This is a genomic window from Streptomyces calidiresistens, assembly GCF_014141525.1.
In the GTDB taxonomy this organism is placed as follows: domain Bacteria; phylum Actinomycetota; class Actinomycetes; order Streptomycetales; family Streptomycetaceae; genus Streptomyces; species Streptomyces calidiresistens.
Window position 1 is genome coordinate 1 of record NZ_VKHS01000258.1, and the last position, 6560, is coordinate 6560.

The 6560-nt window shown below is 73.4% G+C and carries 6 protein-coding genes; 2 read left to right on the forward strand and 4 right to left on the reverse strand.

What is annotated here, in order from left to right:
- Positions 1-4: 4 nt before the first annotated feature.
- Positions 5-136: a hypothetical protein gene (locus tag FOE67_RS30035; protein WP_267133326.1), complete on the reverse strand. Its 132-nt coding sequence runs from the start codon at positions 134-136 to the stop codon at positions 5-7.
- Positions 133-1737, reverse strand: a complete 1605-nt coding sequence (locus FOE67_RS12615; protein ID WP_182663632.1) for an ABC transporter substrate-binding protein — start codon at positions 1735-1737, stop codon at positions 133-135. Before FOE67_RS12615 ends, FOE67_RS30035 begins: the two co-directional genes overlap by 4 nt.
- A 195-nt stretch (positions 1738-1932) precedes the next feature.
- Here FOE67_RS12615 and FOE67_RS12620 point away from each other — a divergent pair, with 195 nt between their 5' ends.
- Complete coding sequence (locus FOE67_RS12620) at positions 1933-3216, forward strand: extracellular solute-binding protein (protein WP_228473824.1); 1284 nt, start codon at positions 1933-1935, stop codon at positions 3214-3216.
- A 97-nt stretch (positions 3217-3313) separates the two neighbouring features.
- On the opposite strand, the gene FOE67_RS12625 is transcribed toward FOE67_RS12620, so the two are convergent.
- On the reverse strand, positions 3314-4402 hold the full coding sequence (locus FOE67_RS12625; protein ID WP_182663634.1) for a saccharopine dehydrogenase NADP-binding domain-containing protein: 1089 nt from the start codon (positions 4400-4402) through the stop codon (positions 3314-3316).
- A 111-nt stretch (positions 4403-4513) separates the two neighbouring features.
- On the opposite strand from FOE67_RS12625, the gene FOE67_RS12630 reads away from it, so the two are divergent.
- Entirely contained in the window at positions 4514-5431 is a 918-nt protein-coding gene (locus FOE67_RS12630; protein WP_182663636.1) for an NAD(P)/FAD-dependent oxidoreductase, read from the forward strand.
- 70 nt (positions 5432-5501) lie between these two features.
- On the opposite strand, the gene FOE67_RS12635 is transcribed toward FOE67_RS12630, so the two are convergent.
- Positions 5502-6560 (reverse strand): phosphopantetheine-binding protein (locus tag FOE67_RS12635; RefSeq protein ID WP_228473825.1); only part of this gene is annotated, 1059 nt, incomplete at its 5' end.

The following is a 6560-nucleotide window of genomic DNA, read 5'->3' on the forward strand; positions in this document are numbered from 1 at the left end:
TCCCTCAGGAGAGAACGAGTTCGGCGCACCGATCGGCCGCGAGGGCCCGCACCGTCGCCTCCGGGTCCAGGACCTCGGCGGCGCGGGAAACCCCGGGCGGCCCGGCCGTCGGCGCGGGGGACGCGGGGGAGGTCACGAGCGGGGCTGCCAGTCCTCGATGTTCCACCAGGGACCGGCGCCCAGGCCGTGGTCGTGCGGTTCCAGTTGGGTGGTGACGTTCTCCCACTCGTCGTTCATGACGTAGACGTGGTCGATGTGGGTGAGGAAGGTGTAGCCGGGATTGTCGCGCAGTTCCCGCTGGACGGCCTCGTAGGCCTCGCGCCGCTCCTCCTCCACCACGGTGCGACGCCCGATCTCCAACTGTTCGTCGACCGCGGGGTTGGCGTAGCGGGCCATGTTGTTCCAGCCGTCACCGGCCAGTTCGGAGTGGAGCAGGCCGTACAGGTCGAAGTCCGGGTCGGTGGGGTTGCCGCCGCCGTTGAGGACGGCGTGGTCGTCCATGGCGGGGGCGATGACCTCCCAGCTCGCGGACTCGGCCGTGATGTCGATGCCGATCTCCCGGGCGTCGGAGACGTAGGCCAGGGCGTGCTCCTGGCGCAGGCGGTCGCCGGAGGGGTAGTAGAGGGTGAAGGCGGCCCGCTCCCCGTCGCGTTCGCGGATGCCGTCCCCGCCGATCTCCCAGCCGGCCTCGTCGAGGATGCGCGCGGCCTCCCCGGGGTCCCGGGGCCGCTCGGTGCCCTCGGCGAACCAGGGGCTCGCGGTCGGCACCGGACCGTGGGCGACGGCCCCGGCGCCGTCCAGGACGGCCTCCACGATCGCCTCGCGGTCCACGGCGATGTCCAGGGCGCGTCGGATGGCGATGTCACCGGTGACGGGGTGGCCGGTGGGGAGGGTCACCGCCCGGAAGTCCGCACTCTCCGCGTGGATCACGACGCGGCCGGGTTCGTCGGCGAAGCCGGCCGCCAGCCGCGGCGGGAGGACCGCCGCGTCCAGCTCACCCGCCCGCAGGCGGGTGGCGCGGGCGTCGTCGTCCGGGACGATCGCCATGGTGAGGCGCTCCACGGCGGGCGCGCCACCCCAGTGGTCGGGGTTGGCCTCGAGCACGATCCGCTCGCCCCGGCTCCAGGAGGAGACGGTGTAGGGGCCGGTGCCCACCGGAGCGGTGTTGTAGGGGCCGGTGTTGACGTCCTGGTCGCCGAACGCCTCCTCGGAGGCGATGGGCAGCACGGTGCGCTCGGCGAAGGGCGCGTAGGGGTGGGAGAGGGTGAAGACGACCGTGTGGTCGTCCACGGCCTCCACACGATCCAGGGCGGCGAGTTCGTCCCTGGCGGGGTTGTTGGTGCCGGGATCGAGGATGGTCTCGTAGGTGAAGACGACGTCGGAGGCGGTGAAGGGGGAGCCGTCGGAGAAGGTGACGTCCTCGCGCAGGGTGTAGGTCCAGGTGAGGCCGTCCCCGCTCACCTCGGGGAGATCGGTGGCGAGGGCGGGCACCAGGTCGAGGTTGACGTCCCGGCTCAACAACCCGTCGAAGATCTTGGAGTTGCCGTCCTTCCCGTATCCCAGGAGAGGGCTGAGGGTGTCGGGTTCGGTGGCGATGCCCACCACGAGGGAATGTCCGGTACCGCTGCCGGCGGCGCCCCCCTCGTCGCCGTTCCCCCCGGGAGCGGAGCAGGCGGTGCCGGCGAGTGCCCCGACCAGCAGCGCGGTGATCGCTCCACGCATCATTCGGACCTTCATCCGATCATCCCTGTTCATGATCGACCACTATTGCAACTTGCACGCAAGTGCACAACCCCCACCGGAGCAGCGGGAACCGCCCCCGAGCCAGGGGGCGCACGTCACCAGGGGTTACCCTCGTGACGGACCGTACAGGTCCATACCAATTGGTATGGACCTGAACGACTTCCCTTTTATCCGCCATCGGGAGCGATCTTGAGAACCACCACACGTCACACCCTCGGCAGGCCGGTGGGCCTGCTCGCCACCGGCGCCCTGCTCACCGGTTGCGGCGTCCTCCCCGGTGGGAACGGGGACGTCCGGACCCTGGAGGTCTGGATGATGAACCACAGCGCCGGAGAGGAGTTCATCGACCGCGTGGTGAACGACTTCGAGTCGGAACACGAGGGGGTGGAGGTCCGGGTCACCGTCCAGGAGTGGGGAGGCATCGGGGAGAAGGTGACCGAGGCCCTGCTCACCGGCGAGGGCCCCGACGTCATCGAGGTCGGCAACACCCAGGTCGCCCAGTACGTGGACGTCGGTGGGGTGCGGGACCTCACCAACCAGGTCGTCGACCTCGAGGGCGACGACTGGGTGCCCGGCCTCGCCGAACCCGGCCGGGTCTACGGCCACCAGTACGGCATCCCCTTCTACGCCGCCAACCGCGTGGTGATATACCGCACGGACCTCTTCGAGGAGGCCGGCATCACCGAACCGCCCGCCGACCGCGAGGAGTGGCTGGAGGCCACTCGCCTCCTGGACGAGCCGTCCGGTCAGCAGGGCATCTACCTGCCGGGGCAGAACTGGTACGTCCTGGCCGGCTTCGTCTGGGACGAGGGCGGCGAACTCGCCCTGGAGAGCGGGGGCCAGTGGCGGGGCGCCCTGGACACCCCGGAAGCCGCCCGCGCCATGGAGTTCTACGCCGACCTGCACGAGTTGGGCGACGGCCCGCGCGACGCCGACGAGGCCAATCCCCCGCACGAGGAGGTGTTCGCCTCCGGTCGGGTGGCGCAGATCATCTCCACCCCCGGCTCCGCCCGCACCATCCTGGAGGCCAACCCCGCCCTGGAGGGGAAGATCGGCTTCTTCCCCGTCCCCGGCCCCGACGCCGACACCCCGGGGGCCGTCTTCACCGGCGGGTCGAACCTCATCATCACCGAGGCGTCGGAACACGGCCGGCTCGCCTACGACTTCGTCAAGACCCTGACCGGTGACCACTGGCAGACGGAACTGGCGCGGAGCATGAGCCTGGTGCCCAACCGCACCACCCTGGCCGACGCCGTGAGCGAGGATCCCGGCACGGCCGCCATGACCGAGGGCGCGCGCAACGGCCGGGCCACCCCGCAGTCCCCCCGCTGGGGCATGGTCGAGGCGGACAACCCGATCAAGACCTACCAGAGCGCGGTACTGGGTGGTGCCGACCCCGCCGTCGCCGGCCGGGAGGCGTCCGAGCGGATCACCGAGATGCTCAGCGGTCTGGGGACCGACGGCATCGGCTGACCCCCGCCGCTCCCCCACCGGGTGGGCTCCGGCCCCGGGAACGTTCCCGGGGCCGGAGCCCACGCGGTGCCCGGGGCGTCCGTCCGCCCCGTTTCCCTCAGGAGAGAACGAGTTCGGCGCACCGATCGGCCGCGAGGGCCCGCACCGTCGCCTCCGGGTCCAGGACCTCGGCGGCGCGGGAAACCCCGGGCGGCACCGAGCCGTCGAGGACCCGCAGGGCGGTCACGCCGGCGAGGAAGGCGCTCAACTCGTAGGAATCCTCCGCCCGCAGCACCGCGGTCCGGGAGTGCGGCCCCTCGACGGAGCCCTCCCACAACCGGAACTCCTGGCCGTACCAGGCCCCCAGGCGCGCGACGTCCTCGGCCGCGGCGGCGACGAGCGGGGCGGTGTCGGTGCCCTCCAGCGCCCGGGTCAACGCCAGTTCCTCCGCCAGGCGTTCGCCGCCGAAGACGGTGTACCAGTTCACCTCCTCCAGCCCGGTCGCCCCGGCCAGGCGCACCGCCTCGGTGGACAGGAAGGGAAAGGCCCCGACCGGGCGGGGGAAGGCATCCAGGGTGATGTCGCGCAGCGGGGGCAGCACGCGCTCGCGCACCCCGCCCCCGCGCCAGGCCGCGGACGGGATCCCGTGCTCCGGACCGTGGCCGAGCAGGACGTCACCGGCCGCGGCGGGGGTCAGCGGCGCCACTCCGCCCAGGTGGGCGTCGAGCCGCACGGGGTTCTCCGCCCGGGCGACGAGCGCCCGCGGGATCAGGCCCGAGAGGCCGGGCAGCGCGCCGGCCGACAGCACCAGGACCCGTCCGTCCACCCGTCCGGCGTGTTCCTCCCCGACATCGCGCAGCCGCGCCGCCACCGGATCGTCCCCGGCGGCGTCCACGTAGTCCGCCCCCGCCCGCAGGGCGGCGCGGGCCACGGTGTCCAGCACCCGGTAGGACGGACCCGCGCAGTTGACCACCAGACGGCACCGGGCCGCGAAGGCGTCCAGCGAGTCCGGATCGTCGAGGTCGGCGCGCAGCGCCCCGACCGGCGCCCCGGCCGCCCGCGCCCGACGGGCCAGGTCCTCCGCCCGGGCCGCGTCGCGGCCGGCCACCAGGACCGGTCCCGCGCCGGCCGCCACCAGACGTCGCACCACCGCCGCACCGACCGCCCCGTATCCGCCGAGCACACCGATCGCCGACTCCCACCGCATGGGCGGTCTCCTTTCTCCCGGCACCCGGGACGGGCACCACATGAAAATGATATGCATTGTCAATTGGTGCGCGAGGGCGCGCCTCGGGGAACACCGGAAGGGTGACGACGGATGTACGACGTGATCGTGGTGGGAGGCGGACCGGCCGGCCTGAACGCCGCGCTGGTCTCCGGTCGACAGCGCCGCCGGGTGCTGCTGGTGGACGGTGGGGAGCCGCGCAACGCACCCGCCGCCGAAACCCACATGCTCCTCACCCGGGACGGCACCCCGCCCGGTGAGCTGCGCCGCATCGGCCGCGAGCAACTGCGGCCCTACGACGTGGAGGTGCGGGAGACCGTCGTCACCGGAGCGGTCCGGGCGGAACCCGGCTTCGTCCTCGAACTGGCCGGCGGCGAGGAGCTCCGGACGCGGAAACTGGTGCTGGCCACCGGCCAGCGGGATGTCGTGGACACCGTGCCGGGCCTGTCCGACCTCTTCGGACGCGGCGTCTACCACTGCCCCTTCTGTCACGGCTGGGAGACCCGGGGCATGACGCTGGCCGTACTCGGCCACGAGCCGGCCCAGGTCATGCAGGCCCTGTACGTCGCCGACCGCTTCGGCGAGGACGTGGTGGTGTGCACCGACGGCAGGCCGGTGCCCGAACAGGCCGCCGGTCCCCTGGGGAAGGCGGGGATACCCGTGGACGAGCGCCCGGTGGCCCGGGTGGAGGGCCGCGAGGGGGCGGTGCGTGTCGTCTTCGCGGACGGCGGGGTGCTGGAGCGGCAGGCCGTGTACCACCGCGCGCCCACCCGACAGCGCTCCCCGTTGGCCGAGCGGTTGGGCGCCGAGTTGCTGCCCGACGGCCTGGTGCGGGTGGACGAGTTCCAACGCACCTCCGTGCCGGGCCTCTTCGCCGCCGGTGACACCGCACGCCTGGCCGCCCTGCCGGACGCGTTGACCTTCGTGGTGACCGGTGCGGCGGACGGGGCGCGCGCCGCCGTGTGGCTGGACCAGGAGCTCTTCCGGGAGGACGCCGGTCTCGGCGGCTGAGGCGCCGGGAGGACCAGGGCGTGCGGGGGCGGGAGGACCAGAGCGGCCCTCCCGCCCCGCACGCTCGGACTCAGTCGCCCGCCGGCTCCGTCAGTGCCCGGGCCAACCCGGCGGGGGTGGGCCGCTCCAGGAAGCGACGGGGCGTCACCCGCCCCCTTCCGTCCCGCGCCAGCGCCGCGAGCATGCGCACGGCCAGCAGCGAGTCGCCTCCCAGCGCGAAGAAGTCGGCGGCCCGGTCCGTCACCGGGCGCTCCAGCAACTCGCTCCAGCGGGCGGCCACCTCCTCCTCCAGGGCACCCCGCGGAGCGCCCGGCGTCTCCGCGCCGTCCCACGCCGCCGTGACCGGGGTGGGAACCGACAGGCGGGAGGGCGCGCCCGACGCCCCGTCCCGCGGCGCGTCCACCGCCTCCGGCAGGGGAACCCCGGCCGCCCAGCCGTCACCGGTCACCAGCGACTCGACCAGTCCGGTCACCTCCGCGAAGAGCGCGTCCACGTCCTTGGCGTCGAACAACTCCTCCACCAGCGAGAAGACCATGACCAACTCCCCCCGCAGCTCGAACAGGCGCAGTTCCAGGGCGACCTGCGGGGTGCGCAACTGCTGGTGGTGACTCGCCAGGTCGATGACCCCCAGGGGACCGGCCTCTCCGGGGACCTCGCTGCCGAGGGCCGCGTCCACCCCGAGCGTGGACTGGAACACCACGGGTGCCACCGGTCGTCGGGTGCCGAGCCGCCGTCCCAGCTCGCGGGAGACCTCCACCCCGGTCACCAGGTTGTGGGCCATCGCCTCGCCCAGGTCCCGCTGCGCGATCCGCGCGAGATCGGTGAAGAGCGGGGCCGCGGGGAGATCCACCGGCACGAGCATCGTGGAGGAGAAGGCCCCCACCAGACGCGGCACGTCCGGGTGCAGCGGCAGCCGGTTCAACTGCAGGGTGTTCAGCAGGAAACGCCGGTGTCCGCAGGCCCGGGAGATCGCGACCCCGAACGCGGCGAACAGCGCGGCCGAGGGCGTGACCCCGTGCGCCGCGCAGTGCTCGCGCAGGGCGTCCCACCGCACCGGGTCGAGGGTGGCCTGCCGGGTACCCATCAGGGTCGGGGCCACCTCGGCGGGGTCGGCGACCAGGGGGAGCGC